The organism is Pleomorphochaeta sp. DL1XJH-081, from assembly GCF_049310885.1.
Classification (GTDB): Bacteria; Spirochaetota; Spirochaetia; order Sphaerochaetales; family Sphaerochaetaceae; genus CAYZJV01.
The window spans coordinates 109952-133843 of record NZ_JBMDYO010000005.1; the positions used below are offsets into that span (position 1 = coordinate 109952).

The following is a 23892-nucleotide window of genomic DNA, read 5'->3' on the forward strand; positions in this document are numbered from 1 at the left end:
GTCAAACCGCTCGCTCGACAATCGAAGAAAATTGCTCTTCGATTGCTCCATATACGGTATCGGGTAGAATTTTCAGTTGTTCTTCATCCAATTGTGCCGTTGGAATGGGCTCAGCTACCGATATGACCACACGAACCCTTCCGATTCCCTGTTTCTGTTCTAATGCCCTCCGAGTTCCGTCAATGGTAATAGGTACGATGACCGCTTTTGCCCGAGTGGCTAACTTAAGACTCCCAGTCTTGAATTTCCCTAAAGCTCCAGTCTTGCTTCTGGTTCCTTCAGGAAAGATAAACATAGGTATGCCTTTCCTGATATTCTCGACTCCCTTGAGGATAGCGCTTATAGATGAGCGGGGGCTATTACGATCGATGTAGACACAATTTATGGAGCGGATCCAGGAATTCACCAATGGTATGCGGTCAAGTTCCTGCTTAGTGATGAAACCCGCCCAAATTTTCAATCCAGCGATGACTGCGGGAATGTCGAGCATGCTCTGGTGGTTGGAGACGAAGCATACAGGAGTACCGTCACGAGGGATACGCTCGGCTCCCCTGATTTCCATCTTGATATTCAGGGACCAGAGTATGGTGCGTGAGATATTAGTTCCATTGAACCGCATCCATCTATCGGCCGTATTTCCAGCCCCAAAGAGACGCATCACTGCTGCAGGGAAAATCCCTACGAACATGGACAGTATAAAGGTAGGTACGACAATCAGTACCGCAATGGCTACATGAATATACTTCAACACAAAAACCTCCCTATCAACGAAGCTCTTGGTTCCGATAGAGTTTCGCATAGTGTCCTCCGGCTGCAATCAGGGAGTCATGGTCTCCAGACTCTACGATTGTACCATTGGCCAACACATAGATGATGTCCGCATCGCGTACCGTAGTCAACCGATGGGCAATAACAATAGCGGTGCGTCCCTCGGCAAGCCGTTTGAACGCATCTTGAATCTGGAATTCGGATTCACTGTCGAGGCTACTGGTAGCCTCATCGAACATAAGAATACGAGGATTCTTCAAATAGACTCTTGCGATGGATATCCGTTGTTTCTGGCCTCCGGAGAGGCGTGTACCCCGTTCTCCTACCTCTGTATCCAAACCATCAGGAAGGCTTTGGACAAAGGTTGCAAGATTCGCTTCGCCCAGTGCATGCCACATTTCTTCATCAGTTGCATCGCTCTTTCCGTACTTGAGATTCTCCCTGATACTAGCATCGAAGAGGAACACATTCTGTTGAACGAATCCAATTTGTCGACGCAATGAGGATTTTTTCACATGGGCAATATCATGCCCATCGATCATAATTCTTCCCTCTTCAGGTTCATAAAAACGAGGTATAAGTGATACGAGAGTACTCTTTCCAGCTCCCGATTCGCCTACAATAGCGACCGTGCTTCCGCCTGGTATAGTCAAATCTATTCCTCCCAGAATCTCTTCACCATCGGAATCGTATCTGAATCTGACTTTATCGAAGGCAATCTTACCTTCGGAGACTTTGAGATCGACTGCATCGGGTAAATCATTGATATCGCTTTGGATATCCATGACCTCCAAAAAACGCTCGAACGATGCCATTCCCTGTTGCAACTGTTCAGTGAAGTGGATAAGCCGGTCGATAGGAGGAAGAACAATGCCTACATAGAGAATAAATGCAACAAGGTCGTAGACAGGAACTATCCCTTGGTAGATCAGGATGGCACCACCGGCAACCGTGGTAAAGTAGTAGAGTTCTCTGAAGAACATCATGGTCGACTCATAACGGGCCATGACCTTGTACTGGTTGCTCCTTGCTGTCTGGAAAATGGTATTCACTTGTTTGAATTTTTGTCTCTCATAACCTTCACTCGTAAAAGACTGGACTTCACGTACACCCTGTATCGAGTTTTCCACTACCGAGTTCACATCTGCGACTGTAGTGCGGACAGCACGAAAGCCGGCCTTCAGCTTGTTCCCATAATAAATTCCGAAAAACAGCATAATCGGCAATGGGGCTATGGAGACCAAAGCCAAGGGAACGCTATTGGTAAACATGAATCCGTACGCCCCTATGATCACAACCACGGAAATCAACAGGTCTTCGGGGCCATGGTGGGCGGTTTCGGTGATCATGAAAAGATCATTGGTAATCCGTGACATCAGATGTCCGGTCTTCGTTTGGTCGAAATAGCGGAAGGAGAGTCGCTGCAGATGGCCAAACAAATCCTGACGCATATCGCTCTCCATGAATACACCAAGTTGGTGTCCCCAACGGACACGGATATACGTGCATAGCGTTTGCACAACATAGATACCCAGCATAACGCCGAATACGGAGAGCATCATGGTCCAATCGTGGTTGGGAATGTAAGTGCGAAGCAGTTCACGGGTTAGTTGGGGAAATAGGATTGAGAGCAACGATCCCAAGACCGCCGCTCCCATATCTAAGAAGAAGAGTTTTCCATACGGCCTATAATAGGCTATGAAACGTCTAAGCATCCCCTTTATTCCTTTTGAACAAACGGGCGAGAAAGCCTTGTTTCTTCTTAGGTGCGCTAACCACATCGGGTGAACCCTTGGCTTTTACTGAGGCTTTGGGTCCTTGTTGAACTTGCTTGGCTGTCTTGTCATGTCTTGGGCTCTGGTTATTCGAGGATTTTAGGCTACCGGTAGCAGCTGATCCAGAAGAGTGTTTCGCTGAAGCCTTGCCATGCGATTTCTTTGGATTTTTTGGTGCTGCAGGTTGCACTGCCCCACTATCTTCAGCATATGCTTTCTTGTAATAAGCGATGCGTTCTTCAAAGTCCATCTTTTGGATATCTTGATAACTCTTGCTCTTCGCCGATGGCTTAGGACGGTTGGTATTGCTCTTCTGTCTTGGAGCAGATTCGGCATAGCTCTTTCCCGGTTTAATGGGTTTGGCGGTATCGGGTTTCGCAGATTTGGCTGCAGCAGGCTTTGGAGAGCCTTTCCCGTGAGTTTTAGCTGTCGAACGGTTTCGGTTGGAAGGTCCTCGGGAACTGCTGTTTCCACGCCTTGGACCAGACTTGGACTGTCGGCCTCCCCTTGCACCACCTGAAGAGCGTGAGGCGAATTCACTCTCCGATACCAGATCCCTGAAGCGCATTTTAGCGCTCTTATCTTCAACCTTAGGAAGAGTCTCTTCATCTGCCCACATGACGGGAATCTTCATCTGGATATAGTTTTCGATCGCTTCAAGCCCATAGACGAACTGTTCACAAGCCAATGTGATCGCTTTTCCCGATTTCCCAGCACGTGCGGTTCTCCCTATGCGGTGGACATAACTCTCATAGTCTTCTGGAATATCGAAATTGACCACCAACTCTAGATCATCGATCTGCAATCCCCGCGCGGCGACATCGGTCGCTACCAGAAATCTCAATTCTCCACTCTTCATCCGATTAATGACCCCCAGGCGCTTGCTCTGGGGCAAGTCTCCCATGAGGTATTGTGTTTTATACCCATTTACATTGAGACGTTTGCTTATCTCTACAGCCTTTGCTTTGGTATTGGTGAATATCAGTGCGTTGGAGGGATCCTCCTTTGCCATAAGACGGAGAAACAGGTCGAATTTCTCATCCTTGGAGACATGATAGAGTTCCTGGGTGATAGCCTTAACAGTAATCTCCTCAGGTTGGACCTCTATCTCCAATGGTGTGTTCATATAATCCCATGCCAGATTACGTACTCGGGTCCCCAAGGTTGCACTGAAGAGCATGGTTTGACGCTGGTCTTTCTTTACCATGAGCTTGAACATCTTTTGGACATCGGGATAGAACCCCATATCGAACAATCGATCAGCCTCATCGATCACGAATGTATCGATCGATTTGAAGTCAAGCTTACCCATTTTCTGGTAGTCAAGGATTCTTCCGGGAGTGCCTATGATCAGATCAACACCCTCAGCAATCTGCTTATCCTGTTTGGCATACCCAACGCCACCATAGAAACACCCAATCCGAAACCCGGGTATTCCTGTGGAAAGCAATCGTGCATCCTCTTCAATCTGGACAGCCAGCTCCCGTGTTGGTGCTACAATCAACGCCACTGGTGATTTTGCGGTATAGGCCTTATCCTCTGGTAGTTGTTTCGCTGCTTCCCGAGCGTCTATAAACTTCTGTAGCAAGGTGATAAGAAATACGGCGGTTTTTCCCGATCCCGTTTTCGACTGCGCCATGACATCCTTGCCCTGCAAGGCTCCGGGGAGGACTTTTTCCTGCACAGGCATGCAGTCGGTAAAGCCGGCAGCCTCTATCCCCTTCATCACTTCTTCGTGTAGTGGTAATTCTTTGAATTTCATGCACCAACTATACTCTGTTTTGCGACATTAGTGTAGTGCATCCACCTCCCAAGTGCGAATGAGTGCATGGATTGGCCGAGCGACCACCCCTGTAGCAATAAAGCTATGGTTTTCATAGGATGCCACCGGCATAGCGCCCATACTTGTCGAAGAGATGAACATTTCGTCGTACATTCCTGAAAGCAAATCCTTCGCCGAGGGAGCCTCATACACCAGTTTATACCCAATTTCGTCAATAGCCTTTATGATTTTGTCGCGGGTGACTCCCTCCAAAACGGCATTCGATGGTGCCGTGTAGACTACAGGTCCCTTGCATGCGAATACGTTGCTCCTCGTCCCTTCTAGAATCAAGCCGTGGCGATCTATCAACAATGCCTCGAAAGCCCCTAAACTGCTTGCTTTCCTAAGAGCGAGGAAATTCATGAGGAGTGAGCATGTCTTGTACTGGGGTAACATCCGTTCCCCCTCGTATCCAATAGTCTTGATCCCTTCAGAGTAGAAGCTTTCGGGATATGTGAGCATGGTAGATGTAGTTATGAATAGTCTCGCCTCGATGCCTCCCATAAGGAGAATACGTACCGTAGCATCTTCGATTCCATCAGTTGTTAGCAATAGAAGGAGCCAACCATGTACCTGTTCCGTGGTAAAATCATGACGTAGTCCTATACCGTCAGCAGAATAGAACAGTCTCTCGATATGGTCGATTGGATAGACTATCTTGCCCCTAATCACACGAAGCGATTCATAGACACCGAAACCATATTGTAGTTCCCTGTCTTGGACAGGAAGGACTGCATCGGATGCATCGATCAGAGATCCATTCAGTATTGCATGTTTTCCCAGTGTCTCCATCACCATGCTCCTCTACTCCCTACTCGGGAAATTTCAATAATTCTCTCGGCTTACTGCCACGGGCAGGACCTACCAGACCATCGTCCTCCATCTGTTCAACCAAACGGGCGGCGCGGTTGTATCCTATCTTCAATCGTCTTTGCAGGTAGGAGGCAGAGGCACTTTGCCTCTCCACAACTATCTTGAGAGCTTTCTCCATGAGGGCTTCATCACTATCATCATCAATACTATCGTCATCATCATCGTCTGAAGAGCTGGTATCCTCGTCTTCGAAAAAGGCTTCATCCAAGTAATCGGGTTCTCCTTGTGTCTTTGCAAATGCGACGATCCTCTCGACCTCCTCGTCACTTAGGAATGCGCCCTGGATACGAACCGAGTTAGGATCCCAACCTGGAGCAAAAAGCATATCGCCCCGTCCTAGCAGTTTCTCAGCGCCGGTCTCATCAATGATGATCCTGCTGTCTATCTGGCTAGCTACCATAAAGGCTATCCGGGAAGGGATATTCGACTTGATGATACCGGTGATCACGTTCGCTGATGGACGCTGGGTAGCGAGAACCAAATGGATACCGACTGCTCTGGCCATTGCAGCTAGTCTAGCCAAAAGTGTCTCCAGTTCCTTTCCTACCGTAGTCATGAGATCCGCGAATTCATCAATCACCACAACGATATAGGGTAATCGTTCGCGAGCAAGCTTCATATCGATAATCTTCTTGTTATAAGCTGCGATATTCCGGACAGCCAATGCATTGAGCAACTTATACCGACGATCCATTTCATAGAGGCAGAATTCCAAAGCTTTTATCGTCTTCTTGGGGTCTGTGATGACTGGTGTAAGGAGGTGGGGAATCCCGTTATAGACTCTCAGTTCAACTATCTTAGGATCGACAAGGATTAGCCTCACCTCTTTTGGCGAACGACGGTAGAGCAGGGAACTGATGAGTGAGTTGACGCATACAGATTTTCCTGAACCGGTAGCACCTGCAATTAGAAGATGTGGTGTTTGGGTAATTTCGATAACAACCGGTTCACCGGTGATCTTGCGCCCCAAGACCATGGGAACTTGGTAATTTTTGGCATCTATGGTCGGAAGTAGATCTTTAAATCCAATAATGGAACGATGCCTGTTGGGAACTTCGATACCTACAGCCTGCTTACCAGGAATGGGTGCTACAATACGTATCTGTCGTGCTGCAAGTTGGAGCGCGATATTGTCTGAGAGACTGATGATCGAACTCACCCTCACCCCAGGAGCAGGGGAGACTTCGAACATGGTTACCGTGGGACCTTTTACGATATTCATGAGTGTGGCGTCAATCTTGAACTGCTTCAGTGTCATAATCAGGTTTTCGCCGGCTTCTCTGGTTTGGTTATCAATCTCCGTCACGTGATCCGGGTAGGTATCCAGCAGATCTTCACTTGGATAATTGTATCGCAGTTTGTTTCTCGTCAATAAGGCCGAAGACCCCGCATTCGAAGAGACAAGGCCTCCCACTCCACTCACCAGATCCATATCTTCAGCTTCATCGTCATCGCCGTCATCCGATACTTGCTCTTTTTCTACCGTTGGAACAACCGGCTGCTTTGGTTTAGGAGGTGGCGTTTTATCTTCCTCTGTAGGTACCACCACCTCTACTTCAGGAGGAGATTCTGGAGTTTTCGCCCGTTTCGGCATGGAAGTGGGAACCTCCATAGTCGCGAGGCGAGCATCTTCTGCCATTTGCCTGCGCAAGGAGGGAATCGGGTCATAGGTTTTTCCGGGTGGAGCCTCTTCAGGCTCTTCCAAGTCATCTACGGGAGTATCGGCAATAAGGAGAGAATCATCGTCACGGACCTTTACGCTACCGACATAGAGTCCCTCTTCGTGGGATTCCATCTGTGAAGAACCTATTGTTTTCAGTTTCGGTAATTCATGAATAGGAGGAAATGTCATTGGTTCATCAGGGTCCTGAAAATCCTCATCTCTGTAAGGATAGGTCATTGAAGAAGACCGATGCTCACCTTCCTCACGACGATCAACTAAGACCATCGCCGAATCTCCATTATCGTCATCGGATTGTGTGGCGCCTTTTTTCTTTGGTTGTTTTTTCACATTTTTGGCTGAATCTGCCGCCAAACGTTTAGCTTCTTGCTTCTCTTTCTTAGCTAGTTTTCTCTCCAACGCCTTGGTTTTCTTCGGTTCAATCTTCTTATTCCCTTCTGGCTTTCGCATCCACTTTTCACGATACAGACGATTCAGACGAATCGATATTATGGTGAATAGCAAGAAGAGTGTCAGCTCAAGCAAAAGCGCAAGTATGAGTAGGATTGTTCCCATAGTAGGTTCATGCGATAAACGTTGCAAGAGAAAAGCTGGTTCTGTTACCCCACTTCGCAATTGTGACAACAAAAAGAGGGTATAGAGAAAAACAAGGCTATAAGGAACCATCCACCAAAAGAAAGGTCTATGCATGGTGGACAAAAAGAAAAGCGCCCAGACACCTAAAATCGTGGCAATGGCGTAGGCACCAAGAGGTTCTGTTAACAACGGTGGTATAAAACTGGTTTCCACAGTACTAAGCATTTCTCGCAAGGCTGCATGGAAGGGGAGGACAGAGTAGACCTCTGCCGGCAAGAGTACAGGGAGGATTGCCACAGCTGCAGCTACCAGACAAAGCATGGATAAGAACAATGGAAACTTTCGTATGTGCAAAACCAATCCCCCTCTTCCAGTCTAAACGGTAATTATCAAACCGAACACCCCGACAACAACCAGATAGAAACTGAAATACCAGAGTTTTGCCGTCCTGACCATCCATAGGAGGAGCCTCAATGCTGCCATTCCTGTTATGAATGCGGCTACGCATCCGATAAAAATCGGAAGAAATGTCATTGTCTGACTTGCGACAGGATCTTCAAATAACGTGAGTACAAGGGCTCCCAATACAGCGGGAATAGAGAGAATGAAGGCATACTCACCAGCTTTCTCCCTCTTCATTCCTGTCCACAAGGCACTGGAAAGTGTTATACCTGATCGTGATATCCCCGCCAGAGTCCCAAAACCTTGTCCAATTCCGGTAACCAGTGCTTGGATCCAAGTATACTCTTTCTTGACCGTTATGAACCGATCCACGAAAGCTGTAGAGGCAAGAAGGAGTGCGGTTACCAACATCAAAAAAGATACCATAGATGTGGAATCCTCGGGTAAATCCAATTTTCTCAGTCCTAAGGCTACTGCTACCGTCAATATCGTTGCTCCGATAACCACTAGGACCATGCGTAACTCACTACGATCCTCTTCTTTTGTACGTCTGCCGATGAATCGAAAAGTAGCCATTACCAACCTTCCTACTAGCAAACGATAGTAGTAAACAATAACAGCTAGTGTAGCCACATGCAAAAGGACATCGAACAGAAGGGGAACTTCTGGTATGGCCATATAATTCCTAGCCAAGACCAGATGTCCTGAACTCGAAACAGGAAGAAATTCCGTAAGTCCCTGGACAATACCCAATACGAGGCCTTCCCATACCTGCAATTCAGTTCCCATATCCATTCAACTCCTTCTTGGTCTCGCCTTTCTGCAAAATACACAAATTCCGTGGTGCCTCGAGGAAGGGAACAGACAATGGGACTATCCGTCTTGCCCAGCCCTTTACACTTCCCCCCTTCCCTCTCGCTACTAGGGCATCGACAGCTGCCAACTCTGGTGCTATGGACTCGATCCTGCCCTTGTACGCACAGACAAAGCCCCTATCTGAGAGGATATTCCCAACGGGGCGGATGATATCTTCCAAGGGATGGAAGGCTCTGAATGTAACGACATCGAATGTATCCGTTACCTCAGAGAGGTCACTTTGAATAACATTCACACGGTGGTCAAGGTTACAACGGGACACGACATTCCGTAAGAAACCCGAACGTCTTCCCATCCTTTCCACAAGCGAAACAGGAACATCGGAGAGCATGATAGCCAATGGAATTCCCGGTAATCCGGCACCTGAACCGACATCACACAGACGTCCTTCTGGACCAAAATCCTGCAACATATCCATAATTAAGGAAACAGGTGCCAGAGAATCCAACAGATGTTTTATGACAAAGTCTCTCCCCTCAGTTCCTACCAGTCGATAGACGGTATTGAATAGGTATATTTCATCAATATAGGTAGAAAACTGTCGATCTTGGCTGTCATCCATAGAGAGTCCCATACGGGCAATGCCTTCACGCAATAGCTCCATATCCTGTGCGATATCAGCCATTTCTGGACCTCTCCCTCCGATCAAGGAGTACCATGAGAATAGCAAGGTCGCTTGTCCTGACTCCCGAAATCCTCCCAGCCTGGCCAACCGATACCGGTCTAACAGACTTGAATTTCTCCCGAGCCTCCGTAGATATTCCCTCTACTTTGTCGTAATCGAAATCGGGTGGAATGGAAATACGTTCCATCCTCGAATATCGGTCTACCTGTCGCTCCTGACGCTTGATGTACCCTTCATACTTTACATCTAATTCCACTTGATAGAGGATGGTTTCATCGAAAGAGGCAAGCTCTGCAATAGCTTCTGAGAAATCATCAAGTACGATCTCGGGTTTGCGAAGAAGATCGATTGCCCGTTTACCGTCCACCTTACGTTCTGAAAGAAGATCCTTGACCAGATCAATCTGCTCAAGTTTCCTCTCCAACCGTTGCATGGCCTCTTTTCCCTTCAGACCTATAGAGTATCCCTTTGGGGTTAGCCGCTGGTCAGCGCTGTCATGCCGGAGGTTGAGTCGATACTCAGCCCGGGAGGTAAACATCCTATAGGGCTCTTTCGTCCCTTTGGTGACCAGATCATCGATCAATACACCAGTATATGCTTCAGTACGATCAAGAATCAAAGGAGGTTGACCAGCCATCTTTTGAGCAGCGTTTATACCAGCCATAAGACCCTGGCAGGCTGCCTCTTCATACCCGCTGGTACCATTCGTCTGTCCTGCGACGAAGAGATTTGCCACCCGCTTGGTTTCCAATGAGGGAAACAGCTGTAAGGGATCGAGGTAGTCATACTCGACGGCATACGCAGGACGCATGATTTGGGCATGTTCCAGTCCACGGATCGAATGAACGAACGCCTCCTGCACATCCTCTGGGAGCGATGAGCTGATTCCATTCAGATACATCTCTTCGGTCCCTACACCCTCAGGCTCCACGAAAATCTGGTGTCTCTCCCGATCGGGAAACCGGACCACCTTGTCCTCTATTGATGGACAATAGCGGGGGCCTTTTCCGGTAATCTTCCCTCCGAACAGGGGAGAACGCCCGATATTCTCTTGGATTATCCTATGGGTCCCATCATTAGTGAAAGTAATATAACAGGGAAGATCGGGTCTTTCGATCGTATCGTAGTCGAAAGAAAAAGGCATCATGATTGCGTCACCCGGCTGTACCTCCATGGCATCGAAATCGATGGTGGATTTACGGACCCTCGCTGGAGTTCCAGTCTTCAATCGTCCGACAGTAAACCCCCTCTTCCTGAGAGCAGTACCCAGTCCGATGGCGGCCGGCTCTCCCAAACGTCCTGAAGAGGCTTCGTATTCGCCTATGAAGATTTTCCCTTCCATAAAAGTACCTGTCGTCATCACGACCGTACGAGCGGAAATTTGATGTCCTCTTTCGGTACGAACTCCTATACAAGTACGACCATCTGTGTCCAAAAGGATGTCGACTACCGTATCTTGGAATAGCGCCAAATCTTTCTGCCCCTCCAAGGTCTCTTTGGCCAAGCGGTGATAGGTGAACTTGTCCGCTTGAGCCCTAGGCGCTTGGACTGCTGGCCCTCTCCGTCGATTGAGTACTCTGAACTGAATCATAGAATGGTCGATCAGATGAGCCATCTCACCGCCGAGAGCATCGACCTCCCTTACTAGGTTTCCCTTAGCCAAGCCTCCAATGGCGGGATTGCATGAAAGCCTACCGATAGCATCGAGACTTTGGGTAATTAAAACGGTAGAGTATTTTAGTCGTGATAGGGCAAGTGCGGCTTCGATTCCCGCATGGCCACCCCCAATGACAATCGCATCATAATCCATAGTATATTCCTACTTATTTTCCAACACAGAATCCGCTGAAAATCTTCTCCAGTATGTCAGAGGAGGCGACCTCCCCAGTTAATGATCCCAAGGCCTCTAAAGCCTCTCCTAATTCCACTGCCACGATATCGAGAGGGACTTCCTGATTGGCCAATAAAACCGCCTCAGTCAAAGCAGATTTGGCACGAATCAATTCATCCCTCTGGCGAGCAGATTCGATTACGACATCCTGAACTCCAGGTCTTCTTGCATCCTTGCGTAATCGACTCACCATCTCATCCCGTAGTCTGGCGAACCCTTCTCCCCTTTTTGCACTCAAAGGAAAACTCCCCTCCAAGGGGGGATTGGTAGCAAGGTCGGTCTTGTTCCATACCACGATACATCTAGTATCATCCATCAGGTTTCCATACCGTACAGCCGATTCACTGTCATGTTCTGTACCATCGAGGAGAAGGAGTATGAGATCAGCATCGTCTATCAGCCGACGAGTTCTTCTGATTCCCTCCATCTCAACCATGTCATCGGAGTCCCTCAGTCCCGCTGTATCGTAAATACGAACGGGAATTCCATCAAGCACGGTCTTGGATTCTATGAAATCCCGCGTGGTACCATGAACATCGGAAACGATCGATCTGTCCTCCCTCAGCAAAAGGTTGAACAGTGTGGATTTTCCTGCATTGGTAGAACCTGCCAACACTACTTTTGCACCCTCTCCGTAGAGTTTCCCCACCGCATAGGTCGCCAATAGTGTCTCTATTCGTCCACGTGCCCGCTCTACCGTATCGAAAGGGAAGTCGACATTCCCAGATATTTCATCCTCGGCGTAGTCCAACTGAACTTCGATTACGCTCATGGCATGCAATACGAGTTGTTTAATCTCTTCAATCAGGGTAAACAGGTGACCCTCCAACCGTTCCAAAGCCAATGAATGGCCAAGCTCCGATTGGGAAGAGACTATCTCCATGACCGCTTCTGCCCGTGTCAGATCCATTTTCCCATGCATGAAAGCCCTGAAAGTGAACTCTCCCGGTGCGGCAGAACGCATGTGTAAGCTTGTAAGCAATTTGAAGATCGATTCAACACCAGCCATACTGCCATGGCAAGAGATCTCGACACTCTCTTCTCCGGTAAAACCACGACCATCCTTAAATATCGAGAGGAGCACCTCATCTATCGGAGTGGAGGTTTGGCGATTGAGCAATTGACCGTGCACAAGTGTATGGCTACTACACTTAGCCAAAGCCTCTGGACGCGAGAAGACCTCTTTCAGGGCTTCTATGCAACCGGCACCCGAAATCCGGATTACTGCGATGGCACTGGTTCCCCAGGGAGTCGCAAGAGCGTATATCATATCTTTTGTATCGTAGGAGTATCCATTCATCCGTCCAAGTATACGTAAGCGAAGTGTAAGTGTCCATATCATGTTCCTTTACAAAGGGTAGTCCGACACAGTATAGTCGCCGAAGGAGTCCCCATATGAATGTCCAAGCAATAGAACAAAGAAGCTCACTGATGCGCAATATGCGCCTTTGGTTTGCTGAAAATAATTATCTGGAAGTCGATACCCCCCTGCTCTCCACCCACCTGATACCGGAACCTACTATCGCTAATTTCGCCACCCGTTTCATCAGCGAATTCCACCGCAGTAGGGAACTCTATCTGGTCCCATCTCCAGAGGTTTTCATGAAACAAGTGATCGCGAAAACTCAGAGGAGTGTCTACCAGTTCTCCCATTGTTTCCGCAATAGTGAACAAATCGGCAGTTACCATAATCCCGAATTCACCATGCTTGAGTACTATAGCGTAGATGCTACGGAAGAGGATTCTATCGGAATCACCGAGGAGTTATTCTCGAAAACGGCGCTTGCCAATACACCAGAGCATCTGCTACCGCCTTTCAGGCAGATGACCGTAGCGGAAGCATGCGAACGGTATGCAAATTTCGACCTGGAGAAGAACCAGAGTATCGGACAATTGAGAACGGTTGCCCGAGATCTGGGACTGACGCTTCCCCATACCCCTGAAAGTTGGGAAGAGACCTTCAACCGAATATTTCTGAACTTCGTTGAACCACAGCTACCTCAAGACAAGCCTTTGGTACTGCGTGATTATCCGAAACAGATTGTATGCCTTGCCCGGGAGACTGAAAAAGGTCCCTATCGACGTAGGTGGGAATTGTATGCCGGCGGAATCGAACTTGCAAATTGTTATGATGAAGAGCGCAATGTCCAGCAGATATCCGACTATTATCGTCAAGAGTATGCTCGACTATCCTCTGAACGGGCACCCAAAGATGAGGTGATTCCAGACATGGATCCTACATTCCCGCTGATATTCGATAATTTTCCTCAGTGCTCGGGTGTTGCTATCGGTTTCGACCGTCTTCTGATGCTCCAGGGAAGACACAAGACGATTGGGGATTTGATTTTATTTCCTCTATCTGATATGATGGCCGACGGCCATTGATGGCGATTTTGCAACACTTACGAGGTATATAATGATTAAAGCAGGTCAAATAGACAAAGGGACCGCGCTGTTGATTAAGGGGCAGCCCTTTATCTGCGTGGAAAGGGAATTCGTGAATCCAGGTAAAGGTTCGGCCTTTGTCCGTCTCAAGCTCAAGAGCCCGGCAACAGGTCAGGTTCTCCGTGAGACGATGAAGACCCAGGACAACGCAGAGGAGATCACGGTAGAAGATCGCGATTGCCAGTATCTCTACAACGATGGTGAACACTTCCATTTCATGATGACTGAGACATACGAACAGATTGAAGTTCCCATGGAATCTTTCGTAGACTACCAATTCATCATGAAAGAGGGCGAAACCTACCGTGTGACATTCTGGGAGCACCAACCGCTCGATATCCAGGTTCCAACCAAGGTTGTCTATGAAGTTGCTGAAGCCGAAGAGGCTGTCAAGGGCGATACTGTTACTGGAGCTACGAAGAATGTCACCACGGAAACCGGCTTGGTCGTGCGTGTCCCAATCTTCATTAAGCAGGGCGAGAAGATTCTCGTGAATACAGAGACCAAGGAATACTTGGAGCGCGTGAACAAATAACCATTCATACTTTTTTAGTCCAAATCAAAGGGTGGAGCAGCGATGCCCCACCCTTCGTGTTCTTTGGACGAAACCTCTTACACGATACTTCTACAGGGACGAGCTTCGATATACCCTCGATAACCGAGGGGCTCCATCTGGAAACGGGGTCCATCCGAATCAGCCCAGGCAAACCCATAGAAGGTTGGATCATAGCTCTTCATAACATCCCAAAGACCACTGATAGCCTCTTCGTAATCCTCGTCCTCAAATGGAGGCCCCTGGAATACCATCATCTTACAGGGAGGCAGTTCGATTATATCGAATCCTTCAGGTACATCGCCCTTGTATTCGAAGGGAACTTCTACTCCCTGCATATATTCTCCGGTTCCGATTCTCCTCAGATTCTCCGGCATCCACATACCAACCGGCTCGTAGAGAGCTTCTTTTACTGAACTGAGAACTTCCCAAACATCACAACCAACTTCTTCACAATAAGAAAAATAGTCGGTAGCCGTCTGGGCACTCTTTACGATCGCCTTCCTCGCCGGTCGTTCCACGACCTGCACAAAAACAGTCTTCATCACTGTATCTCCTTCATCCTTTTTTGCCATCGACGTATAGCGACGGGAGACTCGATTGGTAACGTGTGCTGCCCAAATTCTTCGGAACTCCATGGGATTCACGCCGAATTGCCGCGAAAATGCCCGTGTGAATCCTTCGTGCGAATCGAATACAAAGTCAAATGCCACATCTACCACCTTGGTTTCTGGACTCTCCAACCTTCTCGCGGCTTCGCTCAAACGACGATGCCGTAGATAGGTAAAAGGAGCCATGCCGGTAGCCTCCTTGAACATACGCGCGCTATGCCATGGAGAGTACTGGGCAACTTCCGCCAATTGGTGCAATGTGATGCTTTGGTTCAGATGGTCATCGATATAGCGTAGCATCCGCTCCACCGCTGCTTTGTGTTCTTCCCTCAGTGTCACTCTTGCCTCCAATAGCACTCTAGCAGAGAGATGATCGAACGACTTGACCATCCTTGCTCTTTTTCATGGATCGGGATAGGTACGTTTTTCCCCACTTGCAGTTCTAAACTGCCAATGACCATCGCAATCCTTGCCAATAAGATAGGTGCTGCCGAGAGGGACCTTACCTCCCCCTTCCGGGAGATCGATTGCATAAACGGGCATGGCTAGTCCGCTGAGTCTCTGACGCAATAGGGCTTCCAGTTGCATGCCTTGCTCAAGAGGAACCCGAAGATGTCCGGTTCCTCCCACGAGATCTCCTTGAAACAGGTAATAGGGTTTCACCCTGATAGCTACCAAGTTGTTCATCAGCGTTTCGAGTGTCTGCACATCATCATTCACCCCTCTCAGGAGAACTGTCTGGTTCATCACCGGAATACCAGCATCCACAAAACGGGAAACCGCGGTCCTACTCTCTTCGGTAATTTCCCGATAGTGGTTGAATTGTGTCATGACATAGAGTGCGACCTTTGTGTAAGAAGCCAAGATTGAAATAAGGCGATCGGTAACTCTTGCGGGAAAAGTTGCAGGCATCCTAGTACAGAGACGAATCACCAGATCGCTACGGACCGCTCTCAGAGAACCTAGTACATGTTCCAGTTTAGAATCCGTGAGTGTGAGAGGATCTCCTCCAGTAAGCAACAACTCTTTTACCTCGATGTGTTCACTAAGGTAAGCGGTAATCGCAGACAACTCTTGTTCAGAGACATGGGAACATCCACCGGCTGTGAAACGACGGCGGAAGCAATGTCTGCAGTAGGTCGCGCATGTATCGGTGACGAGAAAAGCGACCCTATTGGCATACCGATGAACCAATCGTGGAAGTACCGAGTGAGACTCCTCCGCTAGGGGGTCCCTCGTCTCCATTTCTGTATAGTTGAGCTCTTCGACCGAAGGGACGACTTGTCGCCTGAGAGGATCGGCAGGATCATGAGGATCCATGAGACCAAGATAGTAGGTACTGATCAGAAGAGGCAAAGAGTCTCCTTTATCATCGAACCATCTTTTTTCATTTTCTGTTAGTTTAAGATAGTGCTCGAGTTCTGTCTTATTGGTGACCACCGCATGTTGTTCCATGAGGATGATGTACCAGATATCGGACTCCACGTCCAGCCGACGGGTACAAATCTTTTGCAAGATACCCTTTTTACTGCTACACTGAATCGACAATAAAGGCGAGGTACACATGACAGACAAAAAGCCACGAAAGAATATGAAGGGGTATTACATGACCACCTTCTTTATCGGTTTGGGATTTTTCACCATGGGACTGATGGATCCTTTGTATGACACCTATATTCCAATCTTCCTTGGACGCTATATCTCATCTAATGCGGTTATCGGAACCATCATGACACTGGACAATATGTTCGCGATCTTCCTCATTCCCATATTCTCCGCAATTAGTGACCGTACCCATACTAGAATAGGCCGGCGGATGCCATTCATCATAACGTTGCTGCCTTTGAGTGCGTTTGCCTTCGGTCTGATTCCTTTTGCGGCACTCACCTCCTTGGCTTTTCTGGTGATCATGATCTTCGCACTCAATGTATTCAAGCAATCGGTCCGTGGCCCGGTAGTCGCACTCATGCCGGACATTATCCCTGGAGACATCCGATCAGAGGCCAATGGGGTAATCAATACCATGGGTGGGGTCGCTACGATCGTGGGAACAATCGGTCTTGCCCAATTGATGAATGTAGCTATCAATCTTCCTGGAAGGGGGCCTACGGACAATATACTAGCCTTCCCTCTGGCAGGAATCTTGGTTCTCCTCGCTGTTCTTCTACTCTTCTTTTTTGTAAAGGAGACTAAGGGTAATTACGAAGAACGCGCATCAAAAGAGAAGATCCCTGTCATTAAATCTCTGAAACAGATATTCGGAGAAAAGGATAAGAGTGCATTCTTCGTATTGGTTTCGCTGCTATTTTGGTTCATAGGCTATCAAGGTGTGCTGCCATTCGTAGGCAAGTACTCGGTGGAAATCCTAAAGACATCATCAGGCAGTGCCGCCCTTGCCGCAGGTATGGTAGGAATTTCGTATGCCATCTTTGCTATCCCCAGCGGTATTATTGCCCATAACCATGGCAGAAAGAAGACTATCAGATTCGCGTTGATAGGAATCGTGGTGGTCTTATTACTTATATTTGTTCATAGCATGATATTCACAGCCGAAGGGGTCTCCCAGACCTTGAGAATGATTCCATTCTGGGCTCTGATGTTTGCCTTTGGTATGTTCTGGGTTACCGTTATAACTAACTCCTTTCCCATGCTATGGCAGATGGCCGATTATGCAAATATGGGAATCTATACGGGGCTCTATTACTTCTTTTCGCAGTTGGCCTCGATTGTAGCTCCTCCGATTACTGGAGCCCTTATCGATATTTTCGGTTACGGATCGCTCTTTGTATTTGCAGCCCTTTGTATGTTCATCGCATTCCTCTTGATGTCAAAGGTAACAAGGGGTGAACCTGAAAACGATTGAAGGAGTTAGCCCTGAAATTGAAATGGCGACCACGATGGTCGCCATTGCTTATATAAGGAGAAATCTGATCACTCCCACGTGAGTTTTTCCAGAACCTCGTCTACTGCAATTCGTCTTCTCTCGAAGGCTTCATCATTGAATGATACGGGATTGACATGCACGGTCGGACCTTCGGGAATCTCCACTGGTGTCCAAATATACTCAACCGGCTGGGGAGCAACAAACTTCGGTAAAAGTGTTCCAATATCGGATGCCACCTGCGGGACAGGAGGTTTTCTCCTGACAGGAATACCATAGATTTCAGGTTCTACGGAAACTTTCGGTTTTTCGGCTACTGGTTCTTCTTCGCTAACAACAATTTCTTCTTCCTGAGCAACCTCTTCCTCAGTGAGAGCTTCCTCTACCAGTTCTTCCTCTACAGTTACTTGCTCTTGTGGTTCCTGGTAGGAAGAAACGCTCATACGCATAACGGGAGCACTTGGGATCCGCGGTTTTTCAACCTCTGGGGTCTGGGGAACTTCTGGGAGAGAAGTTGCTTCTTGCCCTTCCATTACCGGTTGTTCTGGGACGGTAGTCTCTTCTCCAGCAACAGGAGTCTTTTGCTGCGGCTTCGCTTCTGCGGGCTTCTCTTGCTCGGCGGGCTCTTCTGGCGAGGGCATTATCGTCTTCACAGCAGAGGCAGCCTCTACAATACGAGCCTCCTGGACCGCCGGACGGAAATAGAGGACTCCGGCAAAAACAAAGATTCCCAGCGAGATGGTTATTCCTAATAGTATGTAAATACCTGTCTTTCTCATCGTCCGCTTTATTCCTATAGTCCCATAGTAGCGCAAAACTCGTCGACTTGTCGATGAATAAATGCTGTTCTCCCCCAATTCTTGATAATATGGAGGGAATTTGCGCCTCTAATGGTCGAAGGCTCTATATCTTCTTGTGATTTGCCCATCCTTAGAAAGCTACTCAGCGTCGCATTATCTCTTTTCACCGCACGAGAGAGCCGCAAGAAACACGGGGTTTTAACAAAACACACGGTATCACAGAGGACATCGAGATTCATCCTATGCAGCAATGCTGCATTTATCACCACAGCTCGTTCACACTGCTCACGATAAGCTTCTATCATAGTGATACACATAGCTACCATTTGTGGATGAACAGTCCGTTCTAGACTTCTTAGTGACTGGGGATTGGAGAAGACGATAGAAGAAAGCACCTTCCTATCAACAGAACCTTGGGGTGTGATAATGCTACGGCTGAAGAGCGCTATCAACTCAGGTTTCACCTTCTCCAAGGCTTCATGACCAAGGTTGTCGACATCGATTATGGGGATATCCCGCTCTGCAAACAGTGTGGCAATATGGTTCTTTCCGGCACAATACTTACCGGTCAATCCTATCACTATCAATGCATTTCCCCCCAAGAGTGTCCCACTTCCATGCTCACGCGTAGGGGAATGGACAATTCGTAGGCACTCTCCATCTCCCTTTTTACCAACAACTGCATGGTAGTCAATTCATCATCGGGAACTTCAAAGATCAATTCATCATGTACCTGTAAGAGCAATCTTGTCTTCAAACCCTCCCGCTCCATGGCACGTACTACCTTCAACATTGCCAATTTCATGATATCTGCAGCAGAACCCTGTATCACCGTATTCACTACGATCCGTTCAGCTGAAGCCTTCTCCATCTTATTCCTACTGGATATTTCGGGAACCGCACGTTCCCGTCCTAGTATCGTCGATACCTTTCCACTCTTTTCGGCATGTTCGCGTACCTGTCTCATGAAGTCGTTTACTCCCGAGAATCGTGCGAAATAGTTCTCAATAAAAGTCTGGGCGTCTTTGCGGGGAATCTGCAATTCATTGGAGAGTCTGAATGCCGACATACCGTACATGACTCCAAAATTAATGGTCTTTGCAATACGTCTCTGCTCAGGCATGACCAAATCGGGATGGACTCCGAATATAAGTGCAGCAGTATGGGTGTGGATATCCTCACCATGAAGGAAAGCCTCTTTCAGTCCAGCGTCATCTGCCAAATGAGCTAGCACCACCAATTCTATCTGGCTATAGTCTGCCGATAAGAACGTGTGTCCATGACCTGGTACAAAGGCATCACGGATCTTCCTTCCATCCTCACTTCTAATGGGAATATTCTGCAAGTTGGGATTCCTACTTGATAGGCGACCGGTTGCGGTACCGGTCTGTGTATAGGAGGTATGGATTCGATTGGTCTGGTGATTAACCATTTGAGGCAAGGTATCGATATAGGTATTCTTGAGTTTTACCAATGCTCTGTTTTGTAAGATTAAGCGGGGAATGATATCGATCTCGGCCAACCGCTCCAAGGTATCGGTCGCTGTAGAGAAACCTGTCTTGTTCTTCTTTCCTGTTGGCAAACCACGTTCTTGGAAGAGGACCTCCTGCAGTTGTTTGGTCGAATTGATATTGAACTCATGCCCAACCTCTTCGTATATCTGCCTCTCGATGTCGGAGAGCCGTTTCACAACATCTGTATCGAAAGCCTCTAGGCGTTTGCGGTCGAAGGATATTCCCCTCAATTCCATATCGGAGAGGATCTTCACCAATGGCATCTCCAAGTCTTCAAAGAGTGAGACCATCTTTCGCTTTTCCAATGCTTTGGAGAATTTTTCATAGAGACGCCAAGTAATATCGGCATCCTCTGCCGCATAATTGACCGCCTTTTCGAGCGGAACATCTGAAAAGAGGCTATCTTTCGGCACAACATCTTTGTAGTGAACTGTCTTATAGCCACCAAGATACTTCTCCGCCAGATAATCCATATTATAGATTCCGCTAGCTGCATCGAGAAGCCATGCTGCAACCATCGTATCAAAGTAGAGGTTTGCCCCACTGACACCCCACCGTTCAAGGACCTTGTAATCGTATTTGAGATTCTGGCCAATAATCCGAACACTCTTTTCAATAATACAGGAGCGCAACAACTCTTTAGCTTGTTCGGCGGGTATATATGCTTCTCCACCGGCAACGAGGGGCACATACCAAGCTTCGAAACTTCTATTGGTAAAGCTGAAACCAACAGGCTCTGCGACCATCTCGTCAATGCTGGTTGTCTCGAAATCGAAAGCCATCACACCACCGACTGCCATCTCCTCCAACAATCTTTTCAATTCATCTAAGGAGACTACCGCATGGTAGGTCCCAGCCTTTGCTAAAGCTGCTGAGGAACTATCATCCTCTTTCTCATCCTCCTCGGACTGTGTGGATGCAGGTAATGAGGCGCCAACTGCGGTTATCAGTGATTTTGCATTTGCCTGTTCGAATAGTGGTATGGCCTTCTCCCAGTCTACCGAATCCATACGGAAACGGTCTGTGGAAAAGTCGGTTATATCCACTACATCATGCTTTAGCGTGACGAGGGTCCTACTCAAGTAGGCCAATTCTTTTGCAGAGATAAGCTTTTTCGCCACGGATGGGGTCATTTCATCAATATGATCGTATATAGCATTCAGATCGCCATATTCCTGCAGGAGTTTTACTGCTCCCTTGGGGCCGATTCCCGCCACACCCGGAACATTATCAGAACTATCTCCAATGAGTGAGAGGTAATCAATAACCTGATTTGCCCGTATGCCGAAGTCCTCAAGGACTTCATCTGGTCCCACGAGTCGGTATTTCTTCTCTCCTTTACGGGGAGGTCTCAATGCAAATACATCTGTTTGCACCAACTGCAGGAGATCTTTGTCTCCTGTTACCATAATACTCTCGATACCCTGTTTAGAGGCACAGGTAGTAAGGGAGGCGATGATGTCATCGGCCTCCCAACCATCCATACCAATATGCGGAATATTGGCTGCTTCCAATACTTCGTGAATTTTCGGAACCTGGGAATGGAGGTCTTGTGGGGCAGCATCCCGGTTTGCCTTATAGGGTTCATACAGTTCGTGTCGGAACGTAGGGGCCGCCGTATCCATGGCAACCACCAGGTAATCGGGCTTATACTCACGTATAATCATAAGGAGTGTACTGAAAAAACCATACATGGCCGATACGTTGTTCCCCTCCATATCTCTGAGTGGGCGATTGATAAAGGCGAAGTAGGACCTATAGATCAATCCATAACCGTCAATAATATAGAGTGTTGGTTTCTTTTTCTCAGACATGGGGAACTCCCTCGTTTATCGATGATACTTGTATAGCAAGACCGTCATATGCCGGATGCATGTTCTGCGGTAAATATGCATCCAACTCATTATGTTCCACCCTATGGTTGAAATGGGTGAAATAGGTGGTATGTGCACCGATTTCCTTCGCTACCTCGACCGCCTCGTCCACCGACATATGGGTGGGATGTTTCCTATACCGTAAGGCATCGAGAACCACAACATCCAATCCATGCAGCAAGGCCATACTCGATTGAGGGATCTCCTTGCAGTCGGTCAAATATGCGAATTTCCCAATACGGTAGCCGAAGACTTCCCTACAACCATGGATCAGAGGCACGGGTATGATCTTAAGTGTTCCTATGGTTACGCCATTGGTTCCCACCTCGTGAAGTACGAGTTGTGGAAGCCCTCCATGCCATGGATTCTCTCCAACTGCATAGGGGAAACGCTGGCGAATATCCTCTAATACCTGGTTCGGACCATACACTGGTAACGGAGCACTTTCAGAGAATACTCTTAGGTCATCGATACCATTCATGTGATCGGCATGGTTGTGAGTATACAAAACCGCATCTAAATGATGTATGTGGCTTCTCAGTACCTGAAGTCTGAACTCGGGACCTGTATCGATAATCAGTGAGACATCCTTCGCCTGTACGTGGATTGAGGATCGGAAACGTTTGTTCTTGTGATCACTGGATGTGCAGACAGGGCAGGAACAACCTACACGGGGAACGCCGTGGGATGTTCCGGTTCCAAGAAATGTAATATCCATCAAAGACTATCCAATGCTCCAGCAAAAATTCTTTGCAACGATTTCCATTGTTTTGAGGTAAAAGAACTCAAACGGGAAAATCCTGAGGAGAGTTTGTCTCCCAATTCAGCAGTCTCAAAACTACCGAAATCGATACCCTCTCCAGCCTTTTCCAGAACTCCGACAACAGCATCCGTACCCTTCTTGGCAGCTTCACTCAAAGACTGACGCAACTGTGGATCATCCAATTTCGCCACATATTCGTCGATGGCTACTTTTGGAACCCTGGCATCCTCTAGAATATCGGTAACAGCCTCCTGCAATTGTTTCGTATCACGTGAAGACTGGTAACTGAATCCAAAGAATGAATCACTTAAAGAGGGAACAAAGAAATAGAGTACAAAGAATGCGATTACCGCAACTAGGACAGCAGTCATCAGCGAACCGAAAAAGCTGAATTTCTTCATTGTTTTGCTCCTTATGGAAGTACCGCCTATCTTACCATACTTCGCCGTCAGCCACTAGAGCGCCTGTTTGGAGACTTAGAAAAACTTTGTTATGAAGGAGGCGCCGAATTTTCCCTGTCGCCAATCGGGTGTCATGGCATTCCAGTCGGGATTCGCATAGGAAAAACCTTGTGATGGGACCTGGTAGTGGACTCCAACAGAAAAATTCCCAAGATTGAGGTCCAATCTCATCCTATAGGCAAGGGGAATATTGGCTAAAAAATCTCTCCATCTGTCGCGTGAGAATGTATTGCTCTCATCGCCCATCCAAAAATTCATACCAAATCCTTGGGTTATATCCAAGCCCGTAAGAGCACCGGCTGCAAAGCTGAGTGTGGTAAAGGCTGCCACTTCGGTGCTTAAGCCTGCACCTATCATACCAAAGAGTCGTTGTGCAATGTCATCTTTGAATATTGGTTTGCCCGAATCGGAGACATCGATGATCTCTCCTTGTTGGATAAGAGTATAACCCTCTAGATTTATACCGAGGACTTTAAGGCGGAATTCTCCTCCGGTTGCCCAGTTATGTACATCCACTACCGATGCGAAGGGAGTCTCGGGAGCGAAAGGGTCGAGTTGGAATTGATTGATGCTACCAAAGCCAAACGAGAGTAGATTCCCGGCAAAAGCCAAAGAGGGAAGGAGAATTATCAAACTAAGGATGTAAACGAATTTTTTCACTAATCTCTCCAGATTACCGGGCGAAAGACAAGCCCCGTGTT

Annotated in this window: 20 protein-coding genes; 3 read left to right on the forward strand and 17 right to left on the reverse strand. The window is 47.8% G+C overall.

Features of this window, described 5'->3' with window-relative positions:
* Position 1: 1 nt before the first annotated feature.
* From ACODJP_RS10035 to mnmE, 9 genes are read right to left on the reverse strand one after another with little or no spacing between them, the layout of a single operon-like run.
* A complete protein-coding gene (locus ACODJP_RS10035; RefSeq protein WP_422481070.1) occupies positions 2–799 on the reverse strand; it encodes a lysophospholipid acyltransferase family protein in 798 nt (265 codons plus the stop codon).
* Entirely contained in the window at positions 765–2483 is a 1719-nt protein-coding gene (locus ACODJP_RS10040; RefSeq protein WP_422481072.1) for an ABC transporter ATP-binding protein, read from the reverse strand. Before ACODJP_RS10040 ends, ACODJP_RS10035 begins: the two co-directional genes overlap by 35 nt.
* A complete protein-coding gene (locus ACODJP_RS10045) occupies positions 2476–4305 on the reverse strand; it encodes a DEAD/DEAH box helicase (RefSeq protein WP_422481074.1) in 1830 nt (609 codons plus the stop codon). The genes ACODJP_RS10040 and ACODJP_RS10045 overlap by 8 nt, the downstream gene beginning before the upstream one ends.
* 27 nt (positions 4306–4332) lie before the next feature.
* The gene (locus ACODJP_RS10050) at positions 4333–5157 is read right to left on the reverse strand and encodes an aminotransferase class IV (protein WP_422481076.1); all 825 of its coding nucleotides are present in this window, start codon (positions 5155–5157) and stop codon (positions 4333–4335) included.
* Positions 5158–5176: 19 nt separating this feature from the next.
* On the reverse strand, positions 5177–7849 hold the full coding sequence (locus ACODJP_RS10055; protein ID WP_422481078.1) for a DNA translocase FtsK: 2673 nt from the start codon (positions 7847–7849) through the stop codon (positions 5177–5179).
* Between the two features lie 21 nt (positions 7850–7870).
* A complete protein-coding gene (locus ACODJP_RS10060) occupies positions 7871–8686 on the reverse strand; it encodes an undecaprenyl-diphosphate phosphatase (RefSeq protein ID WP_422481080.1) in 816 nt (271 codons plus the stop codon).
* The gene (gene rsmG, locus ACODJP_RS10065) at positions 8676–9398 is read right to left on the reverse strand and encodes a 16S rRNA (guanine(527)-N(7))-methyltransferase RsmG (RefSeq protein ID WP_422481082.1); all 723 of its coding nucleotides are present in this window, start codon (positions 9396–9398) and stop codon (positions 8676–8678) included. Before rsmG ends, ACODJP_RS10060 begins: the two co-directional genes overlap by 11 nt.
* Positions 9391–11208 carry a tRNA uridine-5-carboxymethylaminomethyl(34) synthesis enzyme MnmG gene (gene mnmG, locus ACODJP_RS10070; RefSeq protein ID WP_422481084.1) on the reverse strand — a complete coding sequence of 606 codons (1818 nt, stop codon included), beginning with the start codon at positions 11206–11208 and terminating at the stop codon, positions 9391–9393. Before mnmG ends, rsmG begins: the two co-directional genes overlap by 8 nt.
* Before the next feature lie 13 nt (positions 11209–11221).
* On the reverse strand, positions 11222–12589 hold the full coding sequence (gene mnmE / locus ACODJP_RS10075) for a tRNA uridine-5-carboxymethylaminomethyl(34) synthesis GTPase MnmE (RefSeq protein ID WP_422481086.1): 1368 nt from the start codon (positions 12587–12589) through the stop codon (positions 11222–11224).
* 95 nt (positions 12590–12684) lie between these two features.
* Here mnmE and ACODJP_RS10080 point away from each other — a divergent pair, with 95 nt between their 5' ends.
* Positions 12685–13674, forward strand: coding sequence for an amino acid--tRNA ligase-related protein (locus tag ACODJP_RS10080; protein WP_422481088.1), 990 nt, complete (start codon positions 12685–12687; stop codon positions 13672–13674).
* A gap of 31 nt (positions 13675–13705) precedes the next feature.
* Entirely contained in the window at positions 13706–14269 is a 564-nt protein-coding gene (efp, locus tag ACODJP_RS10085; protein ID WP_422481090.1) for an elongation factor P, read from the forward strand.
* A 77-nt stretch (positions 14270–14346) separates the two neighbouring features.
* Here the strand turns inward: efp and ACODJP_RS10090 are convergent, their stop codons facing one another.
* A complete protein-coding gene (locus tag ACODJP_RS10090) occupies positions 14347–15237 on the reverse strand; it encodes a helix-turn-helix transcriptional regulator (protein WP_422481092.1) in 891 nt (296 codons plus the stop codon).
* A gap of 63 nt (positions 15238–15300) precedes the next feature.
* Positions 15301–16464, reverse strand: coding sequence for a KamA family radical SAM protein (locus tag ACODJP_RS10095; protein ID WP_422481094.1), 1164 nt, complete (start codon positions 16462–16464; stop codon positions 15301–15303).
* Between ACODJP_RS10095 and ACODJP_RS10100 the strand changes: the two genes are divergently transcribed.
* Positions 16463–17761, forward strand: a complete 1299-nt coding sequence (locus ACODJP_RS10100) for an MFS transporter (RefSeq protein WP_422481096.1) — start codon at positions 16463–16465, stop codon at positions 17759–17761. The two genes, ACODJP_RS10095 and ACODJP_RS10100, sit on opposite strands and share 2 nt — an antisense overlap.
* A 68-nt stretch (positions 17762–17829) precedes the next feature.
* On the opposite strand, the gene ACODJP_RS10105 is transcribed toward ACODJP_RS10100, so the two are convergent.
* The 6 genes from ACODJP_RS10105 to ACODJP_RS10130 form a co-directional block, all read right to left on the reverse strand.
* Positions 17830–18558: a hypothetical protein gene (locus tag ACODJP_RS10105; RefSeq protein ID WP_422481098.1), complete on the reverse strand. Its 729-nt coding sequence runs from the start codon at positions 18556–18558 to the stop codon at positions 17830–17832.
* Positions 18559–18572: 14 nt separating this feature from the next.
* Positions 18573–19160 (reverse strand): dephospho-CoA kinase, encoded by a 588-nt coding sequence (gene coaE, locus ACODJP_RS10110; protein WP_422481186.1) that lies wholly within the window; start codon positions 19158–19160, stop codon positions 18573–18575.
* 2 nt (positions 19161–19162) lie between these two features.
* A complete protein-coding gene (polA, locus tag ACODJP_RS10115; protein ID WP_422481100.1) occupies positions 19163–21907 on the reverse strand; it encodes a DNA polymerase I in 2745 nt (914 codons plus the stop codon).
* Positions 21900–22685: an MBL fold metallo-hydrolase gene (locus ACODJP_RS10120; protein ID WP_422481102.1), complete on the reverse strand. Its 786-nt coding sequence runs from the start codon at positions 22683–22685 to the stop codon at positions 21900–21902. The genes polA and ACODJP_RS10120 overlap by 8 nt, the downstream gene beginning before the upstream one ends.
* Positions 22685–23131, reverse strand: a complete 447-nt coding sequence (locus ACODJP_RS10125; protein WP_422481104.1) for a hypothetical protein — start codon at positions 23129–23131, stop codon at positions 22685–22687. The genes ACODJP_RS10120 and ACODJP_RS10125 overlap by 1 nt, the downstream gene beginning before the upstream one ends.
* Positions 23132–23206: 75 nt before the next feature.
* Positions 23207–23851 (reverse strand): hypothetical protein, encoded by a 645-nt coding sequence (locus ACODJP_RS10130; protein WP_422481105.1) that lies wholly within the window; start codon positions 23849–23851, stop codon positions 23207–23209.
* Between the last annotated feature and the right edge of the window lie 41 nt (positions 23852–23892).

Bases quoted from the DNA above. Each gene is read 5' to 3' on its own strand.
- ACODJP_RS10035 (WP_422481070.1), bottom strand. From the start codon at position 799: ATGCGAAACTCTATCGGAACCAAGAGCTTCGTTGATAGGGAGGTTTTT.
- ACODJP_RS10040 (WP_422481072.1), bottom strand. From the start codon at position 2,483: ATGCTTAGACGTTTCATAGCCTATTATAGGCCGTATGGAAAACTCTTC.
- ACODJP_RS10045 (WP_422481074.1), bottom strand. From the start codon at position 4,305: ATGAAATTCAAAGAATTACCACTACACGAAGAAGTGATGAAGGGGATA.
- ACODJP_RS10050 (WP_422481076.1), bottom strand. From the start codon at position 5,157: ATGGAGACACTGGGAAAACATGCAATACTGAATGGATCTCTGATCGAT.
- ACODJP_RS10060 (WP_422481080.1), bottom strand. From the start codon at position 8,686: ATGGGAACTGAATTGCAGGTATGGGAAGGCCTCGTATTGGGTATTGTC.
- rsmG (WP_422481082.1), bottom strand. From the start codon at position 9,398: ATGGCTGATATCGCACAGGATATGGAGCTATTGCGTGAAGGCATTGCC.
- mnmG (WP_422481084.1), bottom strand. From the start codon at position 11,208: ATGGATTATGATGCGATTGTCATTGGGGGTGGCCATGCGGGAATCGAA.
- mnmE (WP_422481086.1), bottom strand. From the start codon at position 12,589: ATGAATGGATACTCCTACGATACAAAAGATATGATATACGCTCTTGCG.
- ACODJP_RS10080 (WP_422481088.1), top strand. From the start codon at position 12,685: ATGAATGTCCAAGCAATAGAACAAAGAAGCTCACTGATGCGCAATATG.
- efp (WP_422481090.1), top strand. From the start codon at position 13,706: ATGATTAAAGCAGGTCAAATAGACAAAGGGACCGCGCTGTTGATTAAG.
- ACODJP_RS10100 (WP_422481096.1), top strand. From the start codon at position 16,463: ATGACAGACAAAAAGCCACGAAAGAATATGAAGGGGTATTACATGACC.
- ACODJP_RS10095 (WP_422481094.1), bottom strand. From the start codon at position 16,464: ATGTGTACCTCGCCTTTATTGTCGATTCAGTGTAGCAGTAAAAAGGGT.
- ACODJP_RS10105 (WP_422481098.1), bottom strand. From the start codon at position 18,558: ATGAGAAAGACAGGTATTTACATACTATTAGGAATAACCATCTCGCTG.
- polA (WP_422481100.1), bottom strand. From the start codon at position 21,907: ATGTCTGAGAAAAAGAAACCAACACTCTATATTATTGACGGTTATGGA.
- ACODJP_RS10120 (WP_422481102.1), bottom strand. From the start codon at position 22,685: ATGGATATTACATTTCTTGGAACCGGAACATCCCACGGCGTTCCCCGT.
- ACODJP_RS10125 (WP_422481104.1), bottom strand. From the start codon at position 23,131: ATGAAGAAATTCAGCTTTTTCGGTTCGCTGATGACTGCTGTCCTAGTT.